Origin of the sequence: Roseibium sp. TrichSKD4 (genome assembly GCF_000148725.1) — a bacterium.
GTDB lineage: Bacteria > Pseudomonadota > Alphaproteobacteria > Rhizobiales > Stappiaceae > Roseibium.
In genome coordinates, this window is sequence record NZ_GL476316.1 from 19,028 (window position 1) to 44,623 (window position 25,596).

Here is a 25,596-nt window from a genome sequence, read left to right on the forward strand (position 1 = left end):
AGTGATCATTACCCTTTAACGGACGGCCAGAATTTCACGGCCGCCGCAAGACCAGCCGCGCTGGCAATGGCGAGGACAAAACGGGTTTTTACCTTGTTGGTTCCATTGCGCAGATCGCGCAAAAAATGTTGATCCTTTTGGACTTCCAACGGATTGTCCGTATCAATGCCGAAAGCCTGCATCGCCTTTTTGGCCCCTTCCGCTCCCGCTTCCCGCGCCACTTCCGTGGCGACCTCGTTGGCGGCTTCCTTGGCGACCTCTTTGGCAAGGTGCAAAATCTGGGCTTCATCCATCATTTTTGACCTTCCCGTGTGCGCCGCTCACCGTGTCGTACCAGTGGGCACAGCGAATAACGCGCTGGTTGGCCCGGCCCAAAGCTTGATCCGTGCGTATCAGCGCCTTATCCAGCGGGTCTCCCAACCTCACGCCGGACCGCTCCCGTCTTCGACAATCGGCCGGATAGGCAGGCGCGGCTGCGCGGGCGTTTTCAGCAGACGCCAGCACCGCATCCGCGTAAGGGTCAGTGGTTGCGCAGCCGCTCAAGAAGATCAGGATCAACCCGGTCAACAGTGCGTGTTTCATAGGCTTCAAGTTCTTTTTCATCTGCAACCCGCCTCGCCTCTATCTCGTTGATTTCAGAAGCTAAGTGCATATTGGCTTCAAGGGTCAGCTGGTGCTTTGCTGTCAGCCTCTCCAATTGGAGTTTCAGGGCGTCAAGCTCGATGCTGGACGCGCAGGCTGTTTTTGCCGCTTCAACTGCCCGGTCAAGACTGATCCGGTGATAGCCGTAAAGACTGCCTGCACCAGCTATTGCGGCAAGAGCCAGAAAGGCCGTTGCTTTCAGGGAAAGGCCGCCAAGCCACGCCCGGATCATGTGCCATTCCCCAGACACAAATCACGTTCAGCGCTCCGTCTGACCACCAATCCGCGCCAGACCCGTCCACCGGCCTTGTTCCACCATGTGATGGCATGGCAAGCGCCCCTGATATCGCCTGAATTCAATCGTCTTGTGGCAGTGCTGCGGCCGATGGCACGGATACCGCAATTAAAGGCAAGGGACGTAAATGCCGCATCCCGGCTCGGGGGCAGTCGTCGTGACTTGGTTGTCTTGGTGAAATAAGGATGCAGACCGTGGCGGTATTCTGCTACCTCATCGCGCAAAAGCGCAGTGCATTCCGCATTGGTCTTCACCATGCCAAGCTTCACGCCACGGGTGGACCCGTAACAGATCGTTGGCACACCAACCACGTCCAGATAAGCCCGGTTTCGCTTACCTTCCTTAGCCGCAATAAACGGAACCGCTATTTTCAAGGTGGCCGCTTCCCGGCTCTCGGCCATCTGCCCGGCAATTCCTTGACCCGATAAAGCCATGGCAATGACAAGCGCACCGAGCACCACACCCAAAATACGCAACCATTCTCGCCTTTTAGAGCCATCCTGTTTTACAAACCGGCCAACCATCCCGGCGACAAACAGGAAAACAGCAAACCACCCGACCAAATAAGGGTTTGTGTCCGCCCCGGTAAATCTGAACACCGCTTCGGGAACAAGCAAAATCAGAAAACCCAGAACTAGTGTCCAGAAGCTCAAGGACACAGCAAACACACGTTTCCAATCTGCAATAAATTGCATGTCATAAACTCCACATTTTCAGGAAAGATCGCCTAAACAGAAAGGCGAATTACTCACGGCCGGGGCAATCTCATGCACCGGTTAGATATTGGCCCCGGTTCCCACCGCTCTAAGGTCGGTGAAATAAGGCCGGGCGGCAGGGCCGCCGGTAAACTCGATCTTGACCGCTGTGGTCTCCCCAAGGGCTGGCCAGTCAGTCAGATCATAGAGTGCATCAATCCAGCCGCCGACTTCCAAGACCTGACCGGATGTATAGGCAAGTTCCACCCATTCTCCTGCCGCATCCCTGACAAACACCTTCGCACTTGCCCCAGATGGCAAAAGCTGTTTGACGCGGACCGGAACGCGACTTGATCCCTTGATTTCAAAGGCCCGCGACACGTAGGTCGCCGCCCCCTTTATCCGCCCGGCGACCACTTGGATATCCTGATAGAGCCTTGGGCTTGCGAAAGTCTCGCCGCGCAAGGTCGCTTGCAGGATTGCCCGGCCGGAACGGTAGCCCCCAAGGTCAACACCGCCTTCCGTGGTCAAGGGAACCACTTGCCCATCCTCCAAGGTCAGGGAAAACCCTATGGACGTTTCCGCTGTCGGCAGGTCAAAAGCTGCCTGCAACCGAAGATCGGACGCATTGTCCAGATCGACCGGCCCCAGCGTGACGGTCTTCGTGGTTGTGTTGAACCTTGCGCGGGACACGGAAAATGTCAGATCGCTGTCATGCACGGGTGCCCATGTAGACCCGTTGGACGACTCCACTTCCACCCCAACCGTATAGGGTTGCTCCGTTACCCATCTTTGCCGCTCTGCATCAAAACCACCAAGAGCGGCTGCGCGGATTGCATGGCCCGGATCGCTGGTCAAAATGACAAGAGCCACCCGGTCCGTATCGGAAAAATATGGCAATCGGGCAAAGGTAATCCTGTGCGGGACACCCAAGACAACCGACCCCATGTTAATGCGCATTTCATCCAGAACAGTATCCAGCGGATAGCCGGTATCATCCACGGGCCGCAATTGAGCCACGCACGGGGTCTCAGGATTGCCGATGGCACAAAAGGTAACCTCGCCGCCACAGCAATGCCCGGCATTACCGATGCCCCACCTCCAAATCTGGCCACGCGGATCGGTATCGCGTTGTATTTGCCGCACCGTTGTCACCGTCTCAAAGATAGTGCGCTGCATGGTCTGGGTGACAATTTCACCACCGCCGACAAAGGTGGCCGTGGCCGTAGACCCACCCGCACCCCGCGCCGTTACCAGCTTGGTTCCAGCCGTGTACGTGTTTGGAGGAATGACATATGTGTGTTCGATTTCCCCGGCTGCATCGGCCGAAACCCCGGCCGGGGTGATGTTCACCCCGTCAAAGGTCAGTTCGGCCAAGTCTTCTCCCCCCCCAAACCCGTCAATGGTCATCGAAACAGGGCGGGAGCGGAGAAACCGGGCAGCTACCCGGCGCTGATCCACCATGCGCGTCTCGGCGCGGCGGTTGCTAACCTCTTGGCGCGTCCGGTTTTGCCAACCTCTGACAACCCGCGTTCCCCCATCAATTCGACGGGTTTGGTCGGATGCCCATTGGGTTCGGGTTTCAGACCAAAAATCCACATTCGGGCTTAATTGCAGGTCTGCCGGAATGGGCGTTGCATTGGCAAAACGATTGACGATCTTGCAGACCGTTGCCAAAGGTTGATCTACTGTCTTTTCCCAGACGAAATCCAGCATATGGACCCGGCCCGCGTCCACGTCATGCACACGCGTGTCAATCGGCAACATCAAGACACCGTTTGCACAAGCTGCATCTTGCACTGATCCGGGATCACGAAACCGGTCATCGTCAAACGGATCAACGAACATGCCATATTTTGCGGCCGGTTCGCTTTGTGTGATCTCCGTTTGCAAGCGGTTCAGCGCCACCAAGTCCGTCAGTTCCCGCACATGCTGAAACAGTGCAGAAATTTCGTCATAGGGATAGGAAAAGGTGCCGTTGTTGACGATCTCCGGCAGACCATCAAAATCATTATGAACCTCGGCCAGTTTCAGGACCATGGTAGGGACCGGTGGAACGCTTGGGCGCTCGGCAGATACGCCCGTGATATAAACCACCTCACCAGCGTCATTCAGGCCAACCAGATCAATCCGGGGCAGCTTCGCGAGATAGGTGACGATGATTTCCCCGCCATCCACGCCCCCCGAAACCGTCAGGCTGCGGGATGTTTGAGCAACCGGCGAAACCGCATCCCGATACCGGATTTTGGCCTCATATTGCGAACCACCCACTGGCTCAACGCCGCCGGGCAACCAGTCAATCCGGCTTCCCGTCCATGTGTAATCCGTGCCTTGACGATAAACGGTCTCGCCCTGCCAGACCTCCAAAACCGCAACAACACTGCTTTCAGCAAAGCTATCCGCCCCACCTGCACTGGCTCCGCGTGTAATCTGGTCGGTCATTTCCTTTTCGACCAAGACTTGCACAACGCTATCAAGCGGTGCGCGAGCCAAAGTGATTTCGCAAAGGCCGCCATCTTGATCGGTAAATGTATGACTTTCACCATCTACCTGTACCGTATTCCAGTGCTGCGGAACCACATCACGCAAGGCTGTTTTGCGGGTGTATTTATAGCCATAAATATTGGCTGCACCTGCACCGATATCCAAGACAAGCGCCCCGTCCGGGTCAAACCCGATTGCCGTAACACTGCAACCATCGGCAATATAATTGCCATTCGCCTGCCGATCATAGTCGGCCAAGAGCGCATTGGTGGTACTCAGCCGAACCGGGTCCGACGTATCCAGAGGACGGCCATCTTGCAGACGGTATACGGCATAAAGCGCGCCTTCCTGTCCGTCGCCATCAAAACCCCAAGACACGTATTCAACCGTGCGCCACGCCCCGTCCTCACCTTCTGCCGGTGTTCCCGGTTCCAAACCTTTCAGGGTGTCATCATCTTCCGGGCTGATCAGTTCGGTGACCAAGCGCACACCTATGTCGATAGTGCCTTGCATCGGTACATTTTCAAGAACAGCTGCCAAGACCGGGCGCACGTCGCCAGCGGCATAAATAGCGCCCGCTTCCAGCTGTACCCGGCCGGTTTCAAGGTCCACCTGAATGCCGCCACCACTTTGCCGGTCACCATCGGCGGCAGACAAACGGGCAATCCGGCCATGCTTCGCATTTTGAATGAATTGCAATTCATTTAGTTCTGCGCCTTGCAAATAGTTCTTTTCAACAAAGACAAGGCCAGTGTCATTCGGGCGAAACGGGCCACGATTATACGCGCCCGGAACACCCGGAACGGAAAAGTCAGTCATTTTGGAAACTCCGAGAAAACGGGTGCGCAAAGCACGGCTATCCCGTTAAAAAATCAGACGAAGCGGATCGCCCATTTCACGCGCTCGCGGGTCGCGTCATCCAGATCAATTCCCAAGACCTGAACACCTACCGGCGGGAAAGGGGCCTCAATTTCTTCCGGCTCCAACCAGTTACGCGCTTGTGGCAAGCCTGCGCGGGGGCGCGCTTCAAAGAGAAGTCCGACGGTTGCCGCGTGGCGGCCTGCCCCGTTTCCAAACCCGGTCATTGCTTCGACATAAACCAATTTGCCGGTTTTGGCTGGCTCATAACCTGTGCCGTCAACCTCATAAGGAAAAGACGATCCTAATGCCGGGTGAACCACTGCGGCCGCCTTCATCCGCCGCGCGCCAATCATCTGGCCGGACCTGTCATAAAAGGCGGCATAGCCATGCATCCCAACCAGAGTTTTTGCCATGACTGTCGCCCCATTGCCTGCATCCAGTTCGGCCCAGCTCATGCCGATATCCTTTGAAGGCAATTTCAGGTCGATCCAGCGCGCATTCCCGGTCGGAGCAAGCCAGATATCCAAAGGGGCAAGCTCTGTTTCGGTCAGCTCAATGGGAAATTCATGGGTACGCCCCAAACTCCAAAGCGGGTTGGACCCGGATACTTTCGCCCCGGAATGAGCCGAATAAAGCGCGCTACCCCAACGCGAATAGGAAAACTCCCCCGCACGCACGTCATGACCGTGAAACACCCGCTCAAGATCATTGCGAAAAGGATCAGAGGCTTCCGCAATCCGGCTTATTTTCCCCAGATTAGCAAGAGCAGGCCGATCATCAAGACCGATTTGCCAACCGTTCCAATAGCGCCGCCGGGTCGGGTTGATTTCCAGCCTGCCGCTTGCTCCGGCAAAGGCAAGCCCGGTGTGGATTGCCCGCACCAGCCCATGCACCCGCTGCCAGCGAATACCTTCATGAAAGAGTGCGGCCAGATCGTCAAAATAGGGTCGCAAAATATCAAGTTTTGCTTCACTGATCATTGCGTCCAGCAATTCAGGTCCGGGGTCTGTCCACTTCTCGCCAATGGCGTCAATAGCCGGGTGCAGCTTGTCGGATCGCCTCTTTGCCGCTGTCAGGTCAAGGGCTTTATCTACGGCCGTTGCACTGCGCGGGGGCAAGAGGCTTTCAACCATGTCAGACCCTTTCTATCGTGACTTTCAGGTCACTGATTTCAATGGCTTCATTGGGACTTGCTTCAATCCCGTCCAACGGGGTCACAAGCCGGGCGTCCATAAGCCCCGCCACAGACATGGCCGTGGCAACGATCCATCCCGGTGTCAGGGATTTACCCAGAAGATCGGATGCAACCCACTTCTCCAAAATGATCGCCCGCAAGGTCTCTGAAATTTCAGCCGGCACATTTTGAGAAACGCGGGCCAAAAGATGAACCGCGCCGGATTTGCGCACTGCCGACATAACATTGAACCGGTCAGAAAGGACTGTTTCCGATCCCGGTCCCAGATCGTCCAGTTTGCTCCGCACCTGCCCCAAAAGTTCAGGAGATGCATCGCCAGAGCCGATTGCGGAAAGGACCGCGACATTAATGGTCGGGTCTCGGCCCTCACGCCAGATTACCACGTCGCGCACGTCAAGGCTTATTCCCATGACAAGCGCCTTGTAAGCGTCAAGCGGACCGCCCCCGGAACGCCCGGAAATCTCCAGTTTTACACGGGCCTGAAACCGGTCATCATCCTCGCCGGGCAGGCGCACCGCATCATAGAATTTACCAAGTGCATCCAGAGGTGCGCCATTTGAATAATCAATCAGATAAGACCGCCAAACCGTATTCGTACGGGCAATATCATGATATTCGCGCATGGCGAGCGCCTGATTTGCCTTTGCTTCCGGGGTGCTGTCCAGATGCCGCACCTCTTCAAATTCAGGCCGAAACCCCACGTAATCATCCATGATTTCCTGAAACAAAGTCTCCGGGTCTTTCTCCGGGATGATTTCAAGCTTGCCCATTCATCGCCTCCACCAGCTCGATAGTGAATTGTTCCTGAGTTGCGCTTGTCCTGTCGCCCAGATGACCGCGTGGGTAGTAGATCGCAACGATCTGGACGGCCAGCCGCCCGCTTATTGGGTCATAATCCACCAGTACACGCTCGACCCCCAAGCGCGGCTCCTGCCGCTCTATGGCGTCTATGACTTCCATCTGAATATCCATGATCAGGGACGGCGTTATCGGCCGATCAATCATGTCAGGGATGCGGCTACCATAGGACCGGCGCAAAACGCGAGACCCGATGGGGGTCAGCAATATGTCCCGCACAGACTGGATCACATGGGCAAGGCCCGTTATGTCCGTGCCCGTCTTGCCATTGATGCCCTGATAGGTCATCAAACCGGCCCCTTGGACAACCCATTACCGGGCACAACGCCAGTGTGCCGGTGGGTGTTGCCCACAAACTTACCCTTATGGTGGAACCGCCCGCCAAGACCATCCAGACCGCCGGTGACCTTCACATCACCATCCAAGGTGATCTTTGCCACTTTCAGGGTAGCTTCCTGATCCGTCAGTGTGAGTGCCCCGTCCCCGACGGAAACATTCAAGGTCAGGCCAGCCGGGGCCTTGACCGTCAGTGCCTTGGCCTCACTGTCATGCTCAATTACGGTACCATCTTCATAAATGGTTTTGGTCGCACTGCCCCGATCACTGACATGACCGCGCTCATTGGTCGGCAAAGACCCCATTATGACGGCCTGTGACATATCCCCGGACGGGCTGACGGCTAGGACTTGTTCCCCCTTATGACGCGGTTCATGCGTCCTGACCCCACCGGCCCGATTTTGCAGCAAAGGCAACCAGTCGCTTTCCAGCTCACCTGATTTAAGGCGATACCGGTTGCTCTTGTAATCCACCTCAGAAACCGTTCCGATAAACACCATCTGGGCAATCCGGCCTTCAGCTTCATTAATCCGGGCGGGTATGTCACTCGTTCCATTCATGGTCCCAGCCCTCCGTTTCGCTCGTGTATTCGACCCGGTAGTCCAGTCTTGCGAAGTGAGCAACACGATCACCACCATCGTCGCCGTCGAATACGACCTGTTCCAAAATAGCTGCGCTGACGATATCGCCCGGCAAAGTCAGGTTGCGGTCAATCAGGGTTTCGATTTCCTGCGCAAGTTCGTCTATCTGTTCTTCTGACTTGTCGCCAAAACCATGCAACTCAATGGCAAGAGTCGCTTCCCGGTCCTTTGGTCCGGGTGAATTGGCCGGGGTGGTAATCTTGTCGCCCTCAATATAGATCAGCGCCGCCGGATAAATGTCCGCGTCCTTACGGGGCTGAACTTTCACATAGCTGCTTGCCTCGATCATTTTCAGCCCGGCAATCGCCGGATAATCTTTTGGGGTATCCTTGGCCGTCTTCAAAAGGTCCACCAGACCGGTCCGTATATCCTTGCGACTGGTCATGGCTCTATCCTGTCCTGTGCAATGTCAGCTTGACGCTGGTATCCGTTGCGGGCAACTCGCCCATGGCCTTGTATTCCCGGCCCCGGATCAAAAAGGTATCGCCTACATCCGGTTCGGTCGGCAGAACACCCTTGGAGATTTCAACAACGGGGCGAAAGATCGCGGTTTCAACCTCGCCCTGATTAAGCGTTTCGTGAAGTTCGGTGAATATGCCGGTGACTGTTTGGGTCCACTCACCAGACACATGCCGGACCGTGACCGGCTCCCCGCGCAAGCGCATGGCAGCCGCCACGACCCGCCGGGAAAGCCGGTCAAAGGCCGTCATATCAAGCCCCGACCTTACCGGTTTGCAGCGCGCCCGTTTGCAGCGCGCCCGGCAGGGCGCACAAGTGCAAGGGGTAAGAATATAATTCCAGTTCGACGAACAGCTTGCGGTCAGTATCCGGCACAATCAGCGGGTAATCTTCCCGGCCTGTCGTGTTGATGTTTTCAAGGTCGGGGTGCGGGGCAACCGCCTTTTTGAAAGCCCCTTCCACATTGCGCGGCAGGAAACGAGCCTTGTTCGTCGGGATGCCTACCTTGCCTTCTTCATCGTCTGTATAATCGTCCTGTCCCCGGTAGTTGACCCAATCAATGCCCTTATACCGGAACGTATCAAAGACCCCGGTTTCCTCGCTATTGGCCGCAAGCCCCTTGCGCAAACCGGTAGCAGCCTCCCAATTGAGATAGCTTTCCTTGACCCCCTTGTGACCTGTCAGTTTGTCCCAAAACTCATCTCCGCACAGGGCCAAGACAGAAGATGCGGAAGTCCAATTGCCTTTACAGCCCTTTTGAACAGCTCGGACCACCGCATTACACGGGGCGGTCAAATCTGCCTTGGTAAAATCAAACTGGATTTCGGCAGGCTTTTCGATGCCGAACTTTTTGTAAAAATCATAGATGACCGATCCATCCGCATCGAGAAGCACCCCTTGGGCGGCCCCCATCCGATGAAATTCCTTGGTCAAAGCCATCCGGCGGCGCAGCTTGGCAAAGCGTTTCAGGATTTCCTTTTGCATCTGTTCCAAAACGGTGATTTCACCAGTTTCACGAATGCCGTCCAGCTCAATGGCCTTGACCTGATCCGAAACAGACAGACCCGGAACCGCAAATAACTCCGCAGTCCGTTTACCGCTTTTGCCCGTTCGCTTGGCCGGTGTGCCGCGTTCGCTGGTCTGGATAATTGCCAAGTTGCCATCTTTGTCCACGTCAACGGATGCAATGCCCGTGCGGATGTAATCCGTATCAAAGGTCATGGCCTTTTCCAGAAAATGCGGCATATAGGCCACCTCATTAACCGGCTTGATCATGGACGCCATGGAAAAGGCATCATCAGAAAGAAGGTTGAAAATCTCACTCATGGGAGAACCTCGAAATTTTGAGAAAGTTAGGGGAAATGCGGGCGCGACTTATTGAACAGCGCGCACTTGAATGAAGTTGCCAGCCAACTCATTCACGTGAGGGGCGATATCTTCCAGATCGCCCGGCCAGACAAGCCGATCTTCCGACACCTCAGCCAAGCGAGTGACGGCCATAGCGGGCACGTCGTCTTTACTTGCATCAACGGCACCAATGGAAATGGCGGCCGCCACTTTCGCGCCCCCTTCCGCCGCCGGGTCAAGTTTCACATACTTGCCCTCAACTTCCGCAACCACTTCACCGGGCAGGAATTTGCCGCCGGAAAATGGCTTGGTTTCAAGGGAAAGGCTTCCATTGGCCGCAGACTGGATAAACTCGGCCGTGCGCGGGCCTTCATTAAAAGATGCACTTTTCATTGCTCTTAAGTCCTTTGTGTTACGTCAGGCTTGGGGCAGGCAGGTCTTTACCCGCCGTTGATTTCCTTGACGGCCGCATCCCAACTCGCTGTCGCATTTGCCGCCGCGTCCAAGGTCTGGGGTTGATGCGGGTTGACCGCTGCGGCGGCGTCGTTTCGGGCCGCCAGTTCCAAGACCAGCCGCCCCGCCTCTTCCACGCTCATTTTTCCCTTGATGGCCGCACCCACATCGAAAGAAACACCAAACTCATTTGCCTTGGCATAAGCTTGGAAAATCCCCTCTGCACGCGCTGTTTCTTTGGCAATGGCGGCTTCAAGGTCTGCCTGTCCGCTCGGCTCCTGCGGGGCCTGTGTGTTATTAGCTGCCTCTTCCGGCTGCGGGGGCGTTCCGGCCTGCGGATCAACCTGGGCCGTTTCTGCCTGACCGCCGGTTGCAGGTCGGTCTTCGCCGTTTCCAGCACTTACCTTTGCTGTCAGTCTGGCCAGCATGTCGCGCATGGGTTCCATCTGATCAACAAGACCCGCTGCAACCGCTTTTTCGCCCCTAAATATCTGGGCCTGCAAACCAGCTACCGCGTCCTTTTTCATGCCCCGGTGGTCTGCCACCATCTGACAAAAATCATCGTTCATACCATCAACATCAGCTTGGATACGAGCCGCTGCATCCTCGCTCATGGCCGTAAACGGGCTGGCGTCGTCCTTGGCCGCTCCGGCCTTGAAAACGTGATATTTTACGCCGCTCTTTTCAGCTGCTCCGCTTACATCCTGCACCATGGCAATGACACCAATCGACCCGGCAAGCCCTGTACGGGCAATGGAGATTTCAGACGCCGCGCTCCCAATACCAAATCCAGCCGAAAGAGCCGCTTCATTGATATGCGCCCAAAGGGGTTTTCCAGACTGTTCAGCCGCGTCCCGCATGGCGCGGGCGGTATCTTCAAGACCCTGCGACGGGCCGCCATAGCAGTCGATCTCCAAGAGAACCGCCTTGACGCCCGGATGGGTCACCGCTTCCTCAACTGTTTCCAGCAACGCTGGATAGGACATATACCCACATTCCCGGTGCCACCCCCTTGAAGTGCGAGACAGGGCACCACTGACACGGATGACCGCAACCCCTTCGCTCGTAACATAAGCGCCCGGAATATTGGGCCGCTCCTGCCCGGCGAACATCAAATTGACATTTGTGGGTTTGGTTTCCAGATCAGCGGCGAACTGGTTAGCCTCGCTGACGATTTGCGCCTCAAGACTGGTAAAGGCGTCCAGATGGCTGGCAGGCACGGCCAAGGGTTCGTTGCACCACTGTGCAACGGTGTGATATAGGTCAATTTTCATTGGAAGTTCCCTTTATTTCAGGCTTCGTTATCTGCCCAAAAGTCTGTGCTTTCCCGCTCTAGTTCCCGGTCCACGTCCTCGATATCAAGGCCGCGTTCTGCCAGCGCCTCGGTGCGGGATTTCAGTTTCAGTTTCAGTTCTTTTTCAACGGCCGACACATCCTTGGCCGGGTCCACCCATTCTTGCCGGGGCGGGAGATACTTGACGCGGGGCGGCACATGAGCGGGCAAAAGGCGACCCGACAAAAGGCCGACCGTATGGAACCGCTCCACCACCGGGCGGCACAACTGAGGCATCAGGACGGTGCATGTCCAAGACTTCACCTGTCGTCGGAAGCGAACAATATCAGTCCTGACATTTGAGAAATTCCCACGTGACGGGTCGGCACTCAAATAGGAGTATGGCAGGCCAAGGGCCGCCGATATCCGCAAGAGTTGCCGATATTGCCAAGCCTCGTAAGACCCGCCCACATCAGCCGTAGAGATTGCCTTTACGTCCTCGCCTTCATTCAATTTCACCACGGTTCCGGTTTTCAAAGGGTCCAATAGTTCATCATCATCATCGGGCCGGGTGGAAGGTTCCGGGGCTTCGTCATTGTCCTCATCATCAGACCAGCCATCCCTCTGATCATTTTGAGTGATGGCAAGAGCAAAGGCCGCAGCCACACGCTTGCGGTCCATTTCATTGTCATCATAGGAGCGCAGCATATGCAAAGGCATGATAGCTTTTGCATATCGACTAACCCCACGGATTTGACCGGCGCATTTGGGGTCCATCACATGAAGAACATCACTTGCGGGCACCCGCACACGCTTAAGCCCTGTCACCGTTCCGGGGCGTTGATCGCCCGGATGCTGGGGAAAAAAGTGATAGGCCAGCCGCTGCCCCAATGCGTTAAACTCTATTCCCGCCTTGATAAAGCGTCCGCCGGATTGAACCTCATCAAAGCTCGTATCAAGCATTTCGCTTTGATAGACCTGCAACTGAAAGGGCATGGCCGTCATGTCGCCCGGTCGCCGGGACCGAAAGCGGACAAAACACTCTCCGGCGACAAAGGCTTCACGGGCAATGAGGCTTTGAAGGCCATAAAAGTCCAAAAGCCCGTCCGCGTCCGCAACTTCATTCCAAAGCTGCCATTCATTCAGCCAGTGTTCGCGGTCCTTTTGATTATCAAGGTTTGGGCGGGGCTTGATACCATCACCCACGACCATGGTTTGCCAAAGGTCTGCCGCATGGCCACCATAACCGTCATTATAGTCCAGATACCGCGCACGGGCGGTCAAGGTCGCCCCGGACGCCCGGATCAATGCGTTGACGTGGTGACGGGCGGGGGCAAATTCCTGCACCCTGCGCCCCATTCCACCCGCTTCAAAACCTTGGGATTTTCCGAAAAACAACCGGAACGGATTGAACATTTAGAAAATCCCCCGGTCAACTTGCGGATTAAAGAGACGCCGACGGCGGCCCTTTTTTTTCGCCTTGCGTTGCAGCTCTTGCGCAATTTCCGTCAATTCCGGCAAGGGTCGGTATTTGACGGTCTTGTCGCCGTCGCGGATTTCCGAAACCCCTTCGGAAATGACACCTTGCAGGGTTTTCAGGTTTTGTTTGGTTTCGTCCTGATCAGACATGAGCGCCCCTTTCCTCTTGGCCGTTCAGGTCTTCCCCGCTCAAGCCGCACATATTGATTTTTGCCTTCTGGGCACGGGTAACGGCGGCCCGTTCGCTCATCGAAACACAGCGTTTATTCAGGCGCAGACCAAGAGAAATACAGCCTTGCAGGGCCGAATAGGCATAGACCCGGCAATCCAGCGCCTCGTTCCGTTTTCGCAGCGCATGCCAGTAGAATTGCCGTTGGCCGCGCACATATTTAACCCGCTTTTCCTCAGCCGTTATCTGCTCGAAATATTCCAAGTCCCGGCCTTTCGGGAAATGGCAGGCTCCCGCTCCCGTATGCCCGGCAAGGTCCAGCCGCTTCATGACCACATCTTTTGCAGACGAAACCCCGATGGAATAAAGCGGAACCTTGCCCTTGTTCTTGGTTTTGGGACGGCGCGGCCAGACCGGTGCGCCAAAGACGTTCGACCCCTTGATGCCCCATATTTTCCGGCCATGACGCGGGCCTACAAACTTGTAAGCCGCCTGTGTCCGGCTTCCTCCGGTATCGACACAGGCCGCCGTCACCGGCATGCCACTTTCAGGAAAAGCCGCTGACGGCCAGCGTTGCTGCAAATAGTCGTCAAGCTGTTTCCAGACTTCCGGCTGATCCGGGTCGCCATAAAAGGCGCGGTAATCAACCGACCAGCTTTCTTCATCAACGCCCCAGCCGACCAACTCCACTTCCAAGCGGTCCTCCTGTACGTCCACTCCGGCGGTCAGGATCGCAATCCGGTCATTCAGGACCGCACCGAACGGCTCGCGGGCCGCCAAGAGCTTGTCACTTTCAACCTTTTCGCCCGTATCTTCCCAAGGCTCTCCGAGAACCGTGTTAATGAACACCTTGCGCTTTTCATTATTGACCGTGCCATCCGGCCGGTGACAGGCCAGCCAGTCACGCGCCACATCTACCCAGCTCAGCCAAGGCGAATAAAGCGCGGAAAGGTGATAGGAACGATAGCCCGGCCGCTGGCTCTCAGCCGTTGGCACCCACTCGCCTTTTTCCAGAAGCACCCGTTTTTCGTGTTCATAGTGCTTGTGGTTACAATCAGGGCAGACATAACAGGCAGTTTCCGGTTGCCCTTTATCCCATTGAATGCTCTGCCATTTTATCGGATGGCACGCCCCGCAGGCGGTGCATGGAACCTCATAATACCGCTGATCGCCCAGAAGGAAGGCTTGCAGGATACGTGATATTGCCGTCTCATTCGGGGTCGAAAGGGTCAAGATTTTGGAGCGCGGAAAGTTCCGACACCTGACCTTCGCCAACTCATAAGGATCACCTTCCTTGCCCGCAGACAATGGATAAGCGTCCTGTTCGTCCCCGATCAACCAGCGGATGGGTAACGACCGCAATCCCGCAGGGGAATGGGCACCTACCAGCGTGACAAACCCGCCCGGAAAATCCTTGTAGGTTTTAGTGTTTTTCGCATCCCGCGATTTTTGATCGCCAATTTTGGCCTTGAGTGCCGGGGTGCTTTCAATCATCGGGGTCAGGCGGGTTTCGCTGATTTTCTCCGCCGTTGGCACATCAGGCATACAGTACATTAAAGGACCGGGCGAATAATCGACCGCATACCCGATTGTATTCAAAGCCACTTCCGTGACACCGACCTGTGCCCCTTTCATGACCGCAACTTCTTGCACATCCTCATAGACCGACATGCAGTCCATGATTTCCTTCAGGGGCGGAAAGCGTTTGGTGCGCCACTTGCCCGGCTCGGCGCTGGCCTTGCCTGACAAAAAGCGTTTTTCATCGGCCCATTGGGAAACAGACTGCACCGGATCGGGCCGCACCCCATCGGCAAAGACCTGCCGCAAGAGGGTCGCGTCATCAGGATTGTAATGCATGCCACCCCCTTGGCCCGATTATTACCGGCAAGGGATACTTTGCCGGGTCTTGCAGCTATGCGACTGGCCCTGCGAAGTTTGACACAATCAACTCACGAGCTTTTGTTGGGCCTTTAGATGATAGTGAATAGGTCAGGCTTACCGGCTGAATGGTTAGCCCTTCAAAGACCTGCCGCGTTTCCAAAGTGTCATTTATGGACAGGATCATTTTACCCTTGGCCGAACGCATCATTCCGGCAAGCACTTCAAAATCCGACCGCGTAAAGAGGTTTTTGCCATAGTCGTTTTCACAGCCATAATACGGCGGATCGCAGTAAATCAGCGCGTTCGGTCGGTCATATTTCGGAATAAACTGGTCAAAGCTCAGGTTTTCAATGACAACCCCGCTCAACCGTTCGTAAACATCTTCCAGCATAGGCGTCAGAGTGGCTAAATTGAACCTGCTACCCCGGTCGGGGTCGATGCCAAAATTTTGCCCGGTCACTTTCCCGCCAAATGCCAAGCGCTGCATGTAAAGGAACCGGATGGCTCGTTCCAGATCAGTCAAGGTGGTCGGGTCAGTCCTTTTAAGCCTCTCAAACTCCCGACGGCTAGTAATCTGGAATTTGATACATTCCAGAAATTGCGGGTAATGGCGCTGCAATATGCGAAACAGGTTCGCAACATCGCCGGAATAGTCATTGATTATTTCACTTTTTGCCTGATTTTTTCGCCGGAAAAAGACCCCGCCCATCCCCACAAATGCTTCGGCATATATTTTATGCTCAACCGACTGGATCATCTGGCAAAGGCGTTTTGCCAGAAGTCTTTTTCCACCAACCCAAGGGGCCGGTGGAAGGCAGGCGGCCGTATTGTTCTGTTCTGTTTCGATTGACTCTTTCATGCTGCACCTCTAAGGCACCCCTTGTTGTGCTGAAATTCAACCCGAAAAGGTTGGATGCAGGGGTGATGATACGGCTTTCCGACATCGACCGGCCGCGTGATCGCAAAATGCGCCGGTTACCGGGGTGCTTCAACACCCCGGCCCCAGCGCACAGGCCGGGTAATTCTGGATCGTTTTTGCCTGCCTATTTGTCCGGCAAGACCAGCACCACGTCGCTTGCTTCTTCCAAATGCTCGCGCAAGTGCCGTTCAAGCACGGCCATCAATTTGCGTGGCTCCACCTGCAATTCATTGGCAATTTCCAGACCGCGCCGGTCTGCAAAACTCACCAGACCCGATTTGAAGGTATTTGCCATGTCGTGGACCGCCTTTAGGGTCTGGGCTTTACTGATCAAAGACCCTGACTGTTCGGCTTCCTTGGTTTCACTAATCCGTCGTTCAGACGCTGTTTTGAGGGTCTTTTCCTTCAAATACCGGACTGTCAGATGGTTGGCGTCTTCCAAGGACAGGGGCGTATCATCATCTTGTTCATCGTCCACCTCGTCGGGGTCATCACCCAAAATCAGGTCTATAATGCCATCCTCACCCGTTTTGTCGGTTAGTGCGGCAGGAACAAAATCACCTGTCAGGCGCACCTTGGCCGGGTCTCGGCTTGCCATAAATTCTTCGGCAGCTTTTTGCGCGTCCGGTATTTTACCGTTCTCGTCCAGCGTGATCCGACCACTTTTGACGGCCTTGGAAATCGCATTGGGAGACACGCACGCAGCCTTGGCAACATCGCGCATAGAGGCCATGGATTACCCCTTCTTGCCGTTGACCGCCCTGTCCAGTTCTCGCAAGGCGTTGGTGCGCAGACGTTCATTTGCAAAGTCTTCAAGACCTTCCATCACGTCAGGGCGGCCCATGGTCTGCGCAACGCCCGGCCCGTATAGTTTCTTGATCGGCAACCGCTTTTTTCCAACCCGCTGGAAAATGTGTTCTCCAAGGGAGGGAGCTGCAAAGGCTTTTTTAAATGTCTGTTTGTCACCCCAGATTTTGGCAACAACACCCGCCTTTGTCCGACGGGTTTTAAATTCCTTCAAGGATAAGGGTTTTCCGTATCCTGTCAGGGTCGCAGACAAATTGCCATTTGTCGCCTTGCGGGGTCTGAGACTTGCCTTGACCTTCTTGGAAGGGATGCCGGATTTTTCCCGGATATCCTTCGCAGATCGTGTGGTGACGTTTTTCAAGGTGGCATTGATTGCTGATCGCAGTGCCCAATTAAGGCGGGGCCGTTTCAGGCGCGCTGCCAAGTCCAGCGCCGGACCGTTATCAATATCCAGTTCCAATTCAAGTCTAGCAGGCATGGTATGGCCGAAGCTCTTTCTGTTTGTTGGAACGGCGGAGATTGTTCTCATTGCTCTGCTGAATAAGTGATTTCAAAGCATCTACATCGGAAACGTGCTTAACGGACGCGATCTGGTCGTTATTGAACATCAGCGCGTAATCGCTATTTGAAAGTTTGATGAGTTCAAACATGGCCTACCCTTTCGATACCAACCAAGACCCCATTGTCTTCACCGCCAAACCGGCACTCCATGGCGAGATAGTGACGGCCATGATCACACAAAACGTAAGGACCAAGTTCCCCGGCAAAGACCTCCCGGTGACCGTCCATGCATGTAAACCCGCTCACCTTCACCACGTCACCGGGGGCGATTTGGTCAAGGGTGCAGGCAGAAATGGGCATGGCCATCTCCTGAAACTGAGGCCCGGCGACCTTCAAATGAGCCAAGAGGGGGTGGCGCATTCGGGTCAGCCGGGCGACCGGGGGGTGACAGTCCCCGGATAAGGGCGCTTTAGCGCTTATTTAATGATTTAGACAAAAGAAAAACCCGGCTCTTTCGAGAGAGCCGGGCTTGAGGAGACCCAATTAAACGTTGATTTTAATGTGTATTTGTGTGCCGCAATCCACAAAAAACCCGTTTTACTTAGGCATCCTCAATTTGACATTTACCGCTATTGCGCGCAAGTCTTTTTTTACAAAATCTCATTTTTCCACAAGGTACGACGTGACACCTCACGCAAACAAGGCCAAATATCTCTTGGAAATGCCCCGCAAAAGCGGGCCAGTCTACTACGTCCAGACACGCAAGGGCGGGCGGGCTTTGCGCATACAGTCACCCGCTGACAGTTCGGAATTTTGGCCTGAATACGGGCGGCTTGTGGGCCGCGCCTTGTCTGATCCCGGCCCGATCAGCCCGACCACGGCATGCGGGCGACACAAGATCGCCCAACTGATCAACGCCTATCGGCAGAGCCGGGATTTTACGTCCCTCAAGCCAAATACGCAAAAAACGTACTCTTGCGCATTGAACAAGATTGCAGACCTGTTCGGAATACGGGAGTTTCGCACCCTCTCCCGGCAGGATATTCGCTTGGCCATGGATAACATGCCCATATATGCCGCCAACCAGTTCTTGCAGCAAATACGGCAACTCAATGACTGGTGCGACCAGCGCGGCTATACAGATACGTTTCCAGCGGCCGGAATAAAATCACACGGCAAAAGCCGGACAGGGTTCCCGGCATGGTCACAAGAAGAAGTTGACACTTATTTGACCGCCCATCCTATCGGGACACAGGCCCGGCTCATGATTGATTTGCTGCGCTTCACCGGAATGCGGGTTGGCGATATTATTCGGCTGGGGCCGGATCATATCAGGGACGGATTTATTGCCATCACCTTGCAGAAAAACGGGGTGCCGGTCACAATTCCGCTTAACCCGGACCTAGAAGTCAGCATTGACGCGACCACCCCGGACGGGGCCAAAACCTTCCTGACCTTGGACCGCTTCAAGCGGGCGTTTTCGTCAAGCAAGTATTTTGCTCAAACCTTCCGTGCCCATTGCCGGGCGGCCGGATTGGAGGGAACTGCGGCGCGGCGGGCTGTTTCGGGTCATGGTTTGCGCAAGTTCGCGCTGATTTCGGTTCTGGAAAATGGCGGCACGATCCGCGAGGCCCAAGCCCTTTTTGGCTGGCGGGACGCAGCCATGGTGCAGCACTATTCAGAAGAACTCGACCGCGAACGGGTTGGCCGGACACGCGGCCCGGACCTGATGCTGTGAACAGTATAGCCCGGCTATAACACGGGCCAATTGTTTTGTATTTCAATACATCATTCAGCGGGCGAAACAGGGGCCGCAGTCAGGCGCAACCCCAAGGCGGCAAACACGCCCAAAAGCGTTGACAATCGCGGATCGCCTTTTTTGCTCAACGCCTTGTAAAGCCCCTCACGGGTAATCCCGGCCTGCCCGGCAATGGCTGCCATGCCCTTGGCCTTGGCAACATCTCCAAGGGCCGTTGTAATAGCCTGCGGATCGCCATCATCAAAGGCCGCTTCCAGATAGGCAGCCACGGCTTCCGGGGTTTCCAGTTGGTCTTGAATGTTCCACTCTGGCAGAGTGTCAATCTTGGTTGCGCTCATAATCCAAACTCCTCTTTGATGCGCTTGGCCTTAGCGATATCAGCGGATTGCGTTGACTTGTCGCCGCCACACAAAAGCAGGACCACGGTTTTTCCAGCTTGCGCAAAATAGACCCTGTAACCGGGGCCGTAAAAGATGCGGATTTCCTGCACCCCGTCCCCGACCGGCTTGGTGTCGCCCATATTGCCAAGGCTGATCCGGCGCAGGCGCACGTCAATGCGCGCCTTGGCCTGCCGGTCTTTCAGCTTGGAATACCACTTGGCAAAATCGGGGGCTTGTTTAATCGTGATCATCTGTAAACTATAGTTCACATTTCACAAGCCGTCAACACAAAATAACAACAAATATCTATTATCTGTCAATTAATGTTAGATATTTAGATCGCCTTACCACACCCTGCCCACTCGACGTTCACTCGACACTCAAGACACCTTTAAGCGCGGCGGCTCCCCGAACATATCAACCATTTCCGTGTAGAACTCCGCCTTTAGCCAACGGTCCAGACAAGCCGCATTGATTTGTTGCTGACCTTCAACAACGCAAGCTACATCGTCTTGATCATTTAAAAACCGGTCAAGGGCGAGCGCGGCGACCTTTCTGCGCAATGTCAAAAATCCGAAAAAACTTAGAATTGGGTCGAAAGCCGAAACAGGTAAATTGACATATCCCCATCGACTGACCTCGATTAAATCCAGAGCCGTATCTCTTGATACCCAAACCTGTGTCAGTTTCTTCAAAAAATCTTCCGTTTTACCGGCCGCCGCCGTTTTCCGAATGTCCATTATCGACCTTTTATCGGCTTCAAACCGTATCCCTTGGAACCAATTCTGCATGGCCTCTTATTTCCCGTGAGTAAAATACTGCGCCAAATAGATGGGCCACAATGCTCCAAAAAGGACATCAGCGACAAGGCCGCGCGAACTGGAAACCCCGACGAATACAACACCAATTGCAATGTAAGACATTGCGAGAAAAGAGAAGATTTCCATGTTGCTAATTCCGTTTATTGATCACGATCATCACCAGCCCTTTTGTTCGGCTTCAATCCGTATCCATTCCAGTTCCCCGACCGGGGCGGCTATATCGCCCATGTGCCAGTAAATCTCGTTTTCCCGGCACCATAATTTCATGCGCGCCCACTGGTCATCCGTAAACGTTGCCAGTGCCGCTAAGTCGCCGGGGGAAGCCGTGTTCACAAGATCGACTTGGTAGCTCCCCGAGCTTGAATAGGGAGCCTCCCGACCTAACGCCAGATCGCGGCAAATGCTCAGGCGTCGTTTCATTCCCTGCGAATTACACATGTCTAATTTTTTGCACTCAAAGTTTCGGGATGGTGTAGATGATAGTCTACTTCTGAAATTGTGTTTATAAATTTTAAAATATTATCTGTGCTAAGTTCCCTGAATAATTCTTCTTGAAAACTATTAGACTTTAGTTTTGATTTTGATTTATTAGTTAGCGTAAAATATTCGTATTTACTTCCCGTGATATAAACCACCCCTGTATATGGAATACTAATTAGATTCCTATTTTTAAGGCTAATAATTGCAGGATGCTCTTCTCTTAGTCTAGCGCCTTGATATTGGTTTAATATATAAAAGCAAAGGATCGCGCGCTCTTCTTCATTTAAATATTTGACATTTATTATTTCACTACTTTTAATACAATTAAAAACAGAGACACCCGTTTTCGTTATGAATATTATTATCGGAATGAAGAAAGCAATAGAAATATACCCTCTGTAACTACTAGATATCTCTGATAGTTTAAAGTACTCTTGGTAGCTTGTTGGCAAAAACAATAAAATTCCTGACAAAAAAAAGACCGCAACCCATACCTGATATGGTGAAAGTATTTTTTCGACGTACTCTATTATTTTTTCTGCAAAATTCATTCTGCCCTTCCTTTCCTCTCTCGTCTTCACGGAACCAATCAACTGCTATCAAAAACTCATATCACCTTAGGACGCGGCAGCTCACCCATTCGTCAAATCTGGCATTCGCCTGCGCATTGACCTTGGTTCCTATCTGGTCTTCGTGAATTGCTCAAATTCATGCCATGTCCAGTCTTGCATGACCGCGAAAAGCTCCACCCAGCAAAGGCCGCCACGGGATGCCAGCTGTTCAAGGCTTTGCCTATGGTTTTGCATGGCTTGTTCGCGGTGTGGCTCCACCAAACGCCATGGGACTGATTTGATCTTTCCTTTAGCCCCAAGAATGGGGAATTGTTTCTCAGTCATCTTTGCCTGTTCAAGTGTCGTGCTATTCGTGCTAGACATTTCCGCCTCCTGTTTTGGGGGATATGTGCTGGTTTTTGGCTTGGATTTTATGTGTTTTTCTTATGTGCCGGGAATGTTTTGGCGGACCGCCCGGCGCTAATGGGTTGATGTATTTGGGATTTGATTGCAGGACTTGGTATTTGATTTACAAAATGCCAAGTCACGATATAAAACTTAAGCTGGTGTTTTCGCATCAATCAACAATCGGAGGTCAGCCGTCTGAACCTCCCGCAATCTCAAGGTACCCGCAGTATCATCTTCAATAACCACTACGGCGGTCGTCTCACCTAATCCGCGCACCACAAGCATATTGGGGCCTCCCTCATTAGGCTCAACAACCGCACCGCGCGCAAATCCTATAGTTGGGATTATCTCAACAGACACCGCTAGCCCTTCCATTTTCGAGCGCTCTTTCCTCTATCCTGGGGCAACGGCGGCAGTAACGATGATCGCAATCCCGCTGCTCCGCCGAACACGCGAAAAATCGCTGCCATGGCCCCCATTCATGAAACCCGAAACGGCATAAAATCCTTCCCGGCATCATTCGGCCTCCTGTTCGTCAATCGGGAAGCGTCGTTCCAGATCGAGCGGTTCAGACCGCCCGGCCGTGTAGCAAGTCAGAAATTCATCAACCGTATCAACCTTGTTCAACAGCAAGATCATGTTGTTTGCAGCTTCGTGAAGCGCGTAAGCTCTACCGAGCGGATCACCGCTTTCATCAAGCGCCTCAGCGCCTTCTCTCATAAGAGAAACCAAGTTGTATTTCATGTCTGACCTTTCCTGTCTTGTGTCGTGGTTCTGACTCCATTGTTCCATATGCGGCAAAGAGGTCTGGAAGTGTCTTGGCCGCAGACGGCGAGACCCAAAAGGAATAACGGAAGTCCGATCAGCAGAAGCGGCACTCCTAAAATCATGCGCATGACTGATACAATCGTTGCCATCTGTCGGGCCTCTATTATTGCGGTTTAAGGGCTTGTTCAGCGACCCGGCGCATGTCGATTACTTTTGACGTGCCAAGTTCGCCGTCATGACTGCGTTCAACTACTTTATAAAGCGCTGCACGAAGCCGGGTAATCTCATCGGCGGCGGCGGATAGGTCGTAGAGAACGCCGCCAGTCGTGAAGCCGGGTGCCGACTCGGGGTGCGGCGCAATAGACGGGAGGTCTCTCCAAGATGCGTTGTATTCTTCATATCTTTTTCGCACGTCCACCATCTATCGGGCCTTTACTGTTGCGCTTCCATTGAAGCTGCTTCATCTTCGAATGTGAGTTTCGCGGCGATAAAATCAGCGAGCATAAATAGCTCTTCTTCGCCGTTCTCCAGTGACCGTCCGGGCGCGGTGAAGAGATCAACCAACTGATAAGGATTATCAGGCTCGTCTTCATAGGCCATGTTGTTCAGCTGGTATTCCTTCAGGGCCGCTAAGATTGTCTCGCGCATAGTCCGGGCCTCTACTGTTGCGTGAGTTCAATGCTTACTTTGCGGGGGCCATATCCGCGATCTGACCAACGGTTAATGAGGGCGGATGTGTCTCCCTCTCTCTGACCCGGCGGCCGAGGGCCAATGTGCCGCGCCCACGCCTCGACAGGGCTCGCACCAACTGACTTAAGCCCCATTTTCAGTGCGGTTTCGTCGTCCCAGTCCCTTTGCGCTATGATGTAGGCTTCCATGATCAATCGGGCCTTTCTTGTTACAGCTTTTCAATGAGATTTCCGGTCGCTCCGACGCCTCGCCCATTGAGGGCGAAAAGCAGGTACTGACCGGATGCAGTTTCAGCGACGGCGTTGTGCCGGCCAACCAAGATGATTTTGACATCCGGGCCGCTCTCTCGACGGTAGTAATTTCCTGCCTCCGGCTTCACCATGACGGGCCTCCATTTCAGATAAATTCCTCGCCAGCCTCACGCCTCAGTCGGCGATCTTCTTGACGGTGGCATTCTTCATCGTCCAGCGCGTCTTGGAGAACCGCTGCATCGTCTCGTTGCGGCGTGCCTGGAACCAGTTTTGGCCAATGATCCATGACCGCATCAACGTGACCTGTAGGGCCGGTTATGTATGGCCGCGCAGCGACATAAGCCTGTGCTATTCGAAGCCAAGCCCAATACGTATTTAGAAAGACATCGGATTCTTCTGTGAGGCCAGCGCGCTTCACGCGGTCAATCATCGCGCCTACGCGTTTTGCTTCTCTCTCGTCGATATCGATCAAGGGTCCGGCCTTCTTTTCAGGTTTCGGTTAGAATTTTATATGCAGCAAAACGCATCAAGTTTGCGCGTTCTTGCCAGCTATAGGAATCGTCGTAGTAAAGCGCTTCGATGGCCGCCACAGCTTCCCTTGTTTTCCTGTGTCTGAAAGCTTCCTCTTGAGCAGTCTTTTTCCAAGTGCTCCCGTCTGGCGCAAAGGTTTCCAACATTGAGCGGGCGTCCTTTTTCTATTCACCGCTGAACGGGTGTTCAGGCATGCTCCGCCACATTGTTGGCCAGCATTCATGATTGGTATTTGCGTGAAACCATTGGCCTGTCTCCGCCACGTATTCAGCAGAAACAATTTCCGTCCGATCTGATAAGGCGGCCATAACTTGGCTTGTGTCATCCGGCAGACGCTCAGCGCACAGAGTCCATTTTTTCACCATCTGTCGGGCCTTCCTGATTGCTGCATCGGATCTGGTTTCAGGCCAGCTATCCGAGTGTTGATTTTTGCCGGGTTCTGCGGTTCAGAAATCCCGTGTTGGATTTTTAAAAATTGTTCTTTGCATCGTCATTCAAAGCCGCGTTGCTCATGATCCGGTGAAAGTCCCCCGCCCGCATGCCAACCGGATCACAAACAGGGGCGACCCCGTATTCTTTCTGACAGAGCCAGACAAGCTGCTCCTGAGAATGGCGTAGCTGCTCGGCTCGGCCTGAAACAAAATCAAGCAAAGATTGCAGCCGGGCGCGCTTGGCATCGCTCAAACCGCATGACGCATCAAAGGTCATTGCTTTCCTCTGCGCCCTGATCATCGGGCCGTATCACCTTGCGCAGCTTGACAGGCGAGAGGTCTGCCAATCGACAAAACGCCTCAAAAGCTTCCTTCGCCCTCACCCCGCCGCTTAACTCGCCATCGTCAAACCATGCGATAAAGCTTGCGACGGCCAGCATATCTTCGGGCGCACGGTGTTTGCGCTCGCCATGCGCATATCCACCACGCTCCATGTATTTGTCCGCTATCGTCTCAACACTCATTCAGGCCAGTCCTCCGGGCGGTATCCGCTCGCATAGGCGCGCATAAGCCGGGCTGCGGGCGGCATTATCTTTTTCTCGCCGCGCTCCATTTGCATCACCTGTTTACGGGTGTTGGGGCTATCTTTCAGGCCAATCATGACCCCCATTTGATGCAGAGACAGATCAAGACGCTTTCGGATCGTCTGAAACTCGTCCGGGGTCATTGGAACTTGGCCCGGCATGCCGTCTTGCAGGTCATTCATTTATACAGCTCCCAATATTCTTGATCCTGAGACAAAGCGGTCGCCGGGTCCGCACCTATCTCGTAATAGAGCTTCCATCCCTCAATACCGGTAATAGCGAACACGTCAGCGCCATACCCCCAATCTCCCCCATGCCTGCGGTATTGCTCTGCGTAGAGTTTTCGAAATGAAGCACTCCAGCTTTCCCATGTGGCGCAGTTTTTAATTGTGATCAGTTCCGGCCGGACACCTTCCGCACCACGATTACAACGTGGGCAAGCAATGCCCCTTTTGCCTTCGGTAACAGTATGGAACCCAATCCAACCCGACTCCCAATTGCATATACGGCACTTGAAAAGCCCTACCTGCGGGGTAACGTCCCCACCCCCAGCATCAACAAGATGCGCCCGCACAAGCGGCGGTTTTCTAACCTTGCTTTCAGGGAATAAATCCAATTGACGGCCCATAAGAACCCCTCGAAACAAA

The 25,596-nt window shown here is 54.1% G+C and carries 40 protein-coding genes; 1 reads left to right on the forward strand and 39 read right to left on the reverse strand.

The genetic code is table 11. The annotated features are described in order from the left end of the window. Nucleotides 1–8: 8 nt before the first annotated feature. From TRICHSKD4_RS14740 to TRICHSKD4_RS30300, 22 genes are all read right to left on the reverse strand, one after another. Nucleotides 9–296 (reverse strand): hypothetical protein, encoded by a 288-nt coding sequence (locus TRICHSKD4_RS14740; protein WP_040616953.1) that lies wholly within the window; start codon nucleotides 294–296, stop codon nucleotides 9–11. After that, nucleotides 286–582 (reverse strand): hypothetical protein, encoded by a 297-nt coding sequence (locus TRICHSKD4_RS14745; RefSeq protein WP_139052147.1) that lies wholly within the window; start codon nucleotides 580–582, stop codon nucleotides 286–288. The genes TRICHSKD4_RS14740 and TRICHSKD4_RS14745 overlap by 11 nt, the downstream gene beginning before the upstream one ends. Continuing rightward, entirely contained in the window at nucleotides 521–874 is a 354-nt protein-coding gene (locus TRICHSKD4_RS14750) for a hypothetical protein (RefSeq protein WP_009467668.1), read from the reverse strand. Before TRICHSKD4_RS14750 ends, TRICHSKD4_RS14745 begins: the two co-directional genes overlap by 62 nt. After that, nucleotides 871–1,632 carry a lysozyme gene (locus TRICHSKD4_RS31235; RefSeq protein ID WP_009467669.1) on the reverse strand — a complete coding sequence of 254 codons (762 nt, stop codon included), beginning with the start codon at nucleotides 1,630–1,632 and terminating at the stop codon, nucleotides 871–873. The genes TRICHSKD4_RS14750 and TRICHSKD4_RS31235 overlap by 4 nt, the downstream gene beginning before the upstream one ends. Nucleotides 1,633–1,713: 81 nt before the next feature. Continuing rightward, nucleotides 1,714–4,935 (reverse strand): DUF4815 domain-containing protein, encoded by a 3,222-nt coding sequence (locus TRICHSKD4_RS14760; protein WP_050763440.1) that lies wholly within the window; start codon nucleotides 4,933–4,935, stop codon nucleotides 1,714–1,716. A gap of 53 nt (nucleotides 4,936–4,988) precedes the next feature. After that, the gene (locus tag TRICHSKD4_RS14765) at nucleotides 4,989–6,110 is read right to left on the reverse strand and encodes a hypothetical protein (RefSeq protein WP_009467671.1); all 1,122 of its coding nucleotides are present in this window, start codon (nucleotides 6,108–6,110) and stop codon (nucleotides 4,989–4,991) included. 1 nt (nucleotide 6,111) lies between these two features. Next, a complete protein-coding gene (locus tag TRICHSKD4_RS14770) occupies nucleotides 6,112–6,942 on the reverse strand; it encodes a baseplate J/gp47 family protein (protein ID WP_009467672.1) in 831 nt (276 codons plus the stop codon). After that, entirely contained in the window at nucleotides 6,929–7,318 is a 390-nt protein-coding gene (locus TRICHSKD4_RS14775; protein WP_009467673.1) for a GPW/gp25 family protein, read from the reverse strand. Before TRICHSKD4_RS14775 ends, TRICHSKD4_RS14770 begins: the two co-directional genes overlap by 14 nt. Further along, nucleotides 7,318–7,926 carry a phage baseplate assembly protein V gene (locus TRICHSKD4_RS14780; RefSeq protein ID WP_009467674.1) on the reverse strand — a complete coding sequence of 203 codons (609 nt, stop codon included), beginning with the start codon at nucleotides 7,924–7,926 and terminating at the stop codon, nucleotides 7,318–7,320. Before TRICHSKD4_RS14780 ends, TRICHSKD4_RS14775 begins: the two co-directional genes overlap by 1 nt. After that, nucleotides 7,910–8,392, reverse strand: coding sequence for a hypothetical protein (locus TRICHSKD4_RS14785; RefSeq protein WP_009467675.1), 483 nt, complete (start codon nucleotides 8,390–8,392; stop codon nucleotides 7,910–7,912). Before TRICHSKD4_RS14785 ends, TRICHSKD4_RS14780 begins: the two co-directional genes overlap by 17 nt. Nucleotides 8,393–8,396: 4 nt before the next feature. Beyond that, nucleotides 8,397–8,717 carry a hypothetical protein gene (locus TRICHSKD4_RS14790; RefSeq protein ID WP_009467676.1) on the reverse strand — a complete coding sequence of 107 codons (321 nt, stop codon included), beginning with the start codon at nucleotides 8,715–8,717 and terminating at the stop codon, nucleotides 8,397–8,399. Between the two features lies 1 nt (nucleotide 8,718). After that, nucleotides 8,719–9,792 carry a major capsid protein gene (locus TRICHSKD4_RS14795; protein ID WP_009467677.1) on the reverse strand — a complete coding sequence of 358 codons (1,074 nt, stop codon included), beginning with the start codon at nucleotides 9,790–9,792 and terminating at the stop codon, nucleotides 8,719–8,721. A gap of 48 nt (nucleotides 9,793–9,840) precedes the next feature. Then, nucleotides 9,841–10,206, reverse strand: a complete 366-nt coding sequence (locus tag TRICHSKD4_RS28235) for a head decoration protein (protein ID WP_009467678.1) — start codon at nucleotides 10,204–10,206, stop codon at nucleotides 9,841–9,843. A 47-nt stretch (nucleotides 10,207–10,253) separates the two neighbouring features. Next, nucleotides 10,254–11,540: a S49 family peptidase gene (locus TRICHSKD4_RS28240; RefSeq protein WP_009467679.1), complete on the reverse strand. Its 1,287-nt coding sequence runs from the start codon at nucleotides 11,538–11,540 to the stop codon at nucleotides 10,254–10,256. A gap of 17 nt (nucleotides 11,541–11,557) precedes the next feature. Next, on the reverse strand, nucleotides 11,558–12,955 hold the full coding sequence (locus TRICHSKD4_RS14810; protein WP_009467680.1) for a phage portal protein: 1,398 nt from the start codon (nucleotides 12,953–12,955) through the stop codon (nucleotides 11,558–11,560). Next, complete coding sequence (locus tag TRICHSKD4_RS14815; protein WP_009467681.1) at nucleotides 12,956–13,168, reverse strand: hypothetical protein; 213 nt, start codon at nucleotides 13,166–13,168, stop codon at nucleotides 12,956–12,958. Next, entirely contained in the window at nucleotides 13,161–15,044 is a 1,884-nt protein-coding gene (locus TRICHSKD4_RS14820) for a phage terminase large subunit family protein (RefSeq protein ID WP_009467682.1), read from the reverse strand. The genes TRICHSKD4_RS14815 and TRICHSKD4_RS14820 overlap by 8 nt, the downstream gene beginning before the upstream one ends. 55 nt (nucleotides 15,045–15,099) lie before the next feature. Further along, nucleotides 15,100–15,927, reverse strand: coding sequence for a DNA adenine methylase (locus tag TRICHSKD4_RS14825; protein WP_009467683.1), 828 nt, complete (start codon nucleotides 15,925–15,927; stop codon nucleotides 15,100–15,102). A 184-nt stretch (nucleotides 15,928–16,111) separates the two neighbouring features. Next, nucleotides 16,112–16,720: a hypothetical protein gene (locus tag TRICHSKD4_RS14830; RefSeq protein ID WP_009467684.1), complete on the reverse strand. Its 609-nt coding sequence runs from the start codon at nucleotides 16,718–16,720 to the stop codon at nucleotides 16,112–16,114. Between the two features lie 3 nt (nucleotides 16,721–16,723). Then, nucleotides 16,724–17,272, reverse strand: a complete 549-nt coding sequence (locus TRICHSKD4_RS14835) for a phage tail protein (protein ID WP_040616955.1) — start codon at nucleotides 17,270–17,272, stop codon at nucleotides 16,724–16,726. Continuing rightward, a complete protein-coding gene (locus TRICHSKD4_RS31240; RefSeq protein ID WP_009467686.1) occupies nucleotides 17,262–17,444 on the reverse strand; it encodes a hypothetical protein in 183 nt (60 codons plus the stop codon). Before TRICHSKD4_RS31240 ends, TRICHSKD4_RS14835 begins: the two co-directional genes overlap by 11 nt. Next, nucleotides 17,437–17,655, reverse strand: a complete 219-nt coding sequence (locus TRICHSKD4_RS30300) for a hypothetical protein (RefSeq protein ID WP_009467687.1) — start codon at nucleotides 17,653–17,655, stop codon at nucleotides 17,437–17,439. Before TRICHSKD4_RS30300 ends, TRICHSKD4_RS31240 begins: the two co-directional genes overlap by 8 nt. A 322-nt stretch (nucleotides 17,656–17,977) precedes the next feature. Here TRICHSKD4_RS30300 and TRICHSKD4_RS14850 point away from each other — a divergent pair, with 322 nt between their 5' ends. After that, nucleotides 17,978–19,033 carry a tyrosine-type recombinase/integrase gene (locus TRICHSKD4_RS14850; RefSeq protein ID WP_168157035.1) on the forward strand — a complete coding sequence of 352 codons (1,056 nt, stop codon included), beginning with the start codon at nucleotides 17,978–17,980 and terminating at the stop codon, nucleotides 19,031–19,033. Between the two features lie 50 nt (nucleotides 19,034–19,083). Here TRICHSKD4_RS14850 and TRICHSKD4_RS14855 read toward each other — a convergent pair whose 3' ends face one another. The 17 genes from TRICHSKD4_RS14855 to TRICHSKD4_RS28245 all read right to left on the reverse strand — a co-directional run. Next, complete coding sequence (locus TRICHSKD4_RS14855) at nucleotides 19,084–19,392, reverse strand: addiction module antidote protein (protein ID WP_009467689.1); 309 nt, start codon at nucleotides 19,390–19,392, stop codon at nucleotides 19,084–19,086. Continuing rightward, nucleotides 19,389–19,685 carry a type II toxin-antitoxin system RelE/ParE family toxin gene (locus TRICHSKD4_RS14860; protein ID WP_009467690.1) on the reverse strand — a complete coding sequence of 99 codons (297 nt, stop codon included), beginning with the start codon at nucleotides 19,683–19,685 and terminating at the stop codon, nucleotides 19,389–19,391. The genes TRICHSKD4_RS14855 and TRICHSKD4_RS14860 overlap by 4 nt, the downstream gene beginning before the upstream one ends. A gap of 129 nt (nucleotides 19,686–19,814) precedes the next feature. Further along, nucleotides 19,815–20,174 (reverse strand): hypothetical protein, encoded by a 360-nt coding sequence (locus TRICHSKD4_RS14865; RefSeq protein ID WP_139052149.1) that lies wholly within the window; start codon nucleotides 20,172–20,174, stop codon nucleotides 19,815–19,817. 237 nt (nucleotides 20,175–20,411) lie between these two features. Then, the gene (locus tag TRICHSKD4_RS14870) at nucleotides 20,412–20,675 is read right to left on the reverse strand and encodes a hypothetical protein (RefSeq protein ID WP_139052150.1); all 264 of its coding nucleotides are present in this window, start codon (nucleotides 20,673–20,675) and stop codon (nucleotides 20,412–20,414) included. Between the two features lie 20 nt (nucleotides 20,676–20,695). Beyond that, nucleotides 20,696–21,286, reverse strand: a complete 591-nt coding sequence (locus tag TRICHSKD4_RS14875; RefSeq protein WP_139052151.1) for a super-infection exclusion protein B — start codon at nucleotides 21,284–21,286, stop codon at nucleotides 20,696–20,698. A gap of 129 nt (nucleotides 21,287–21,415) precedes the next feature. Further along, a complete protein-coding gene (locus TRICHSKD4_RS14880; RefSeq protein WP_040616960.1) occupies nucleotides 21,416–21,670 on the reverse strand; it encodes a hypothetical protein in 255 nt (84 codons plus the stop codon). 174 nt (nucleotides 21,671–21,844) lie between these two features. Next, nucleotides 21,845–22,054: a hypothetical protein gene (locus TRICHSKD4_RS14885; protein WP_139052152.1), complete on the reverse strand. Its 210-nt coding sequence runs from the start codon at nucleotides 22,052–22,054 to the stop codon at nucleotides 21,845–21,847. Between the two features lie 156 nt (nucleotides 22,055–22,210). After that, nucleotides 22,211–22,438 carry a hypothetical protein gene (locus TRICHSKD4_RS14890; protein WP_009467696.1) on the reverse strand — a complete coding sequence of 76 codons (228 nt, stop codon included), beginning with the start codon at nucleotides 22,436–22,438 and terminating at the stop codon, nucleotides 22,211–22,213. Nucleotides 22,439–22,625: 187 nt separating this feature from the next. Further along, a complete protein-coding gene (locus tag TRICHSKD4_RS14895) occupies nucleotides 22,626–22,883 on the reverse strand; it encodes a hypothetical protein (RefSeq protein ID WP_009467697.1) in 258 nt (85 codons plus the stop codon). 11 nt (nucleotides 22,884–22,894) lie between these two features. Beyond that, nucleotides 22,895–23,110: a hypothetical protein gene (locus TRICHSKD4_RS14900; protein WP_009467698.1), complete on the reverse strand. Its 216-nt coding sequence runs from the start codon at nucleotides 23,108–23,110 to the stop codon at nucleotides 22,895–22,897. 250 nt (nucleotides 23,111–23,360) lie between these two features. Beyond that, nucleotides 23,361–23,534 (reverse strand): hypothetical protein, encoded by a 174-nt coding sequence (locus TRICHSKD4_RS30810; RefSeq protein WP_009467699.1) that lies wholly within the window; start codon nucleotides 23,532–23,534, stop codon nucleotides 23,361–23,363. Nucleotides 23,535–23,548: 14 nt separating this feature from the next. Beyond that, on the reverse strand, nucleotides 23,549–23,875 hold the full coding sequence (locus tag TRICHSKD4_RS14910; RefSeq protein ID WP_009467700.1) for a hypothetical protein: 327 nt from the start codon (nucleotides 23,873–23,875) through the stop codon (nucleotides 23,549–23,551). Between the two features lie 16 nt (nucleotides 23,876–23,891). After that, a complete protein-coding gene (locus TRICHSKD4_RS14915; RefSeq protein ID WP_009467701.1) occupies nucleotides 23,892–24,080 on the reverse strand; it encodes a hypothetical protein in 189 nt (62 codons plus the stop codon). 322 nt (nucleotides 24,081–24,402) lie between these two features. Further along, nucleotides 24,403–24,642, reverse strand: coding sequence for a hypothetical protein (locus tag TRICHSKD4_RS14925; protein WP_009467702.1), 240 nt, complete (start codon nucleotides 24,640–24,642; stop codon nucleotides 24,403–24,405). Continuing rightward, nucleotides 24,632–24,889, reverse strand: a complete 258-nt coding sequence (locus TRICHSKD4_RS14930) for a hypothetical protein (protein WP_009467703.1) — start codon at nucleotides 24,887–24,889, stop codon at nucleotides 24,632–24,634. Before TRICHSKD4_RS14930 ends, TRICHSKD4_RS14925 begins: the two co-directional genes overlap by 11 nt. Beyond that, complete coding sequence (locus tag TRICHSKD4_RS14935; RefSeq protein WP_009467704.1) at nucleotides 24,886–25,131, reverse strand: hypothetical protein; 246 nt, start codon at nucleotides 25,129–25,131, stop codon at nucleotides 24,886–24,888. Before TRICHSKD4_RS14935 ends, TRICHSKD4_RS14930 begins: the two co-directional genes overlap by 4 nt. Next, nucleotides 25,128–25,596: hypothetical protein (locus TRICHSKD4_RS28245; RefSeq protein ID WP_208993103.1), on the reverse strand; the 469-nt coding region annotated here is incomplete at its 5' end. The genes TRICHSKD4_RS14935 and TRICHSKD4_RS28245, both read right to left, overlap by 4 nt.